This is a genomic window from Oscillibacter sp. CU971 (assembly GCF_905219725.1).
GTDB lineage: Bacteria > Bacillota > Clostridia > Oscillospirales > Oscillospiraceae > Oscillibacter.
Genome location: NZ_CAJMXG010000480.1, coordinates 1 through 1,403 on the forward strand (window position 1 = coordinate 1; position 1,403 = coordinate 1,403).

2 protein-coding genes and 1 pseudogene are annotated in these 1,403 nt (G+C 59.6%); all 3 read left to right on the plus strand.

The window, feature by feature from the left end; genetic code table 11:
- A pseudogene (locus JX325_RS16745) lies at nt 1–660 on the plus strand (relaxase); the annotation flags it as partial.
- Nucleotides 650–1,009 (plus strand): cysteine-rich VLP domain-containing protein, encoded by a 360-nt coding sequence (locus JX325_RS16750; protein WP_204792159.1) that lies wholly within the window; start codon nt 650–652, stop codon nt 1,007–1,009. The pseudogene JX325_RS16745 and the gene JX325_RS16750, both read left to right, overlap by 11 nt.
- A 128-nt stretch (nt 1,010–1,137) precedes the next feature.
- Nucleotides 1,138–1,323, plus strand: coding sequence for a transposon-encoded TnpW family protein (locus tag JX325_RS16755; RefSeq protein WP_204792160.1), 186 nt, complete (start codon nt 1,138–1,140; stop codon nt 1,321–1,323).
- Nucleotides 1,324–1,403 lie beyond the last annotated feature (80 nt).

Below are 1,403 nucleotides of genomic sequence, written 5' to 3' on the forward strand. Positions count from 1 at the left end.
GCTCTGGAGCGCAACGCTGCCCGTCCCAGCCTGGGAGCCAAGCCCAGCATCCGGGAGCAGCTTCGCCAGCCCCAGGGCGTTCAAAGAATGGTGGACATTGAGGCCAAGAAAGCCCAGGGCAAGGGCATCGGCTATCAGCGTTGGGCGTCCGTGTTCAATCTGAAACAGGCGGCGCAGGCGTTCAACGTCTACACCGAATATGGCTTTTCCTCGCCGGAGGAATTGGAGACCGCTGTGTCCGCCGCCTATGCCGCTGTGATTGAAAGCTCCGCCAAGCTGAAGCCTACCGAATTGGCCTTGAAAGAAAAAAAGGAGCTGCGGCGGCAGATCATCATTTACCGGAACACCAAGGCAGTCCGGGAGGGCCTCGCCGCACAGAAAACACCCAAGGCCCGCGCCGCCTACCGGCAGGAGCATGAAGGTGATCTTCTCCTCTCCGAGGCCGCCATTCGTTTCTTCAAGGCCAACGGCATCACCAAGCTGCCCACCGTCAAGGAGCTGACGGCGGAGATCGAGGCCCTGATGTCCGAGAAGAACGCCGGGTACAATGAGTATCAGGAGCGTAAGCGGGAGGCGGACGAGCTGCTGACCGTCAAGCGGAACATCGACCAGGTGCTTCACGGTGCGCCCAGCCAGCGGAGGGACGAGCATGACCGATAACGCCGTCCGGCTGACCTATCCGCAGTACCGGGCCGTCCGGCGATTGGTGCATGACTGCTGCAACTATGACGGCGGGAACTGCCTTCTGCTGGACGATGGGGAGGAATGTGTCTGCCCGCAGAGCATTTCCTATTCGCTGATCTGCCGCTGGTTTCGGGCGGCTGTGCTGCCTCTGGACGAAAGCCTGTGCGCCGAATTGCTCCACCGCCGGGAAAGAAAAAAGTGTGTCCTGTGCGGTGGCTGGTACATCCCAAAATCCAACCGGGCCAAATACTGCCCGGAATGTGCCAAGGAGGAAGAACGCCGCAAGACCTGTGAGCGGGTGCGCCGCCACCGGGCCGGTATGTAACGGTTTAGACCCTTGAAAAGCCCGGTATCACGGGACTTTTGGGCCGTCCTCAACAGGGGGCTGTATGTTACCATTCCAAGCCTCAAAACAGCCGAATATCCACAACAAAAATTTGAAAGGAGCCGCCTATGACCGACACCCCCAGCAAGACCAAGACCACCCGCCGCCCGGACTGTGTGACGCAGCTCCGCATGGGCAACACCGTTCTCACCGTTTCCGGCTACTTCAAGCAGGACACCACCGACACCGCCGCCGACAAAATGGCGAAAGTCCTGGAGGCCGAGAGCCGTTGCCAGCAAGCCACCAGCGCATAACCGCCTGCCGGTAGTTCCGCGATAAGCCCCAGCTTAAAACTTTTTCTTGTAAGGAAGTAAAAAGCACTATACAACCGCCC

Excerpts from the sequence above, each read along its gene's own strand:
- JX325_RS16750 (WP_204792159.1), top strand. The coding sequence starts at position 650 with ATGACCGATAACGCCGTCCGGCTGACCTATCCGCAGTACCGGGCCGTC.
- JX325_RS16755 (WP_204792160.1), top strand. The coding sequence starts at position 1,138 with ATGACCGACACCCCCAGCAAGACCAAGACCACCCGCCGCCCGGACTGT.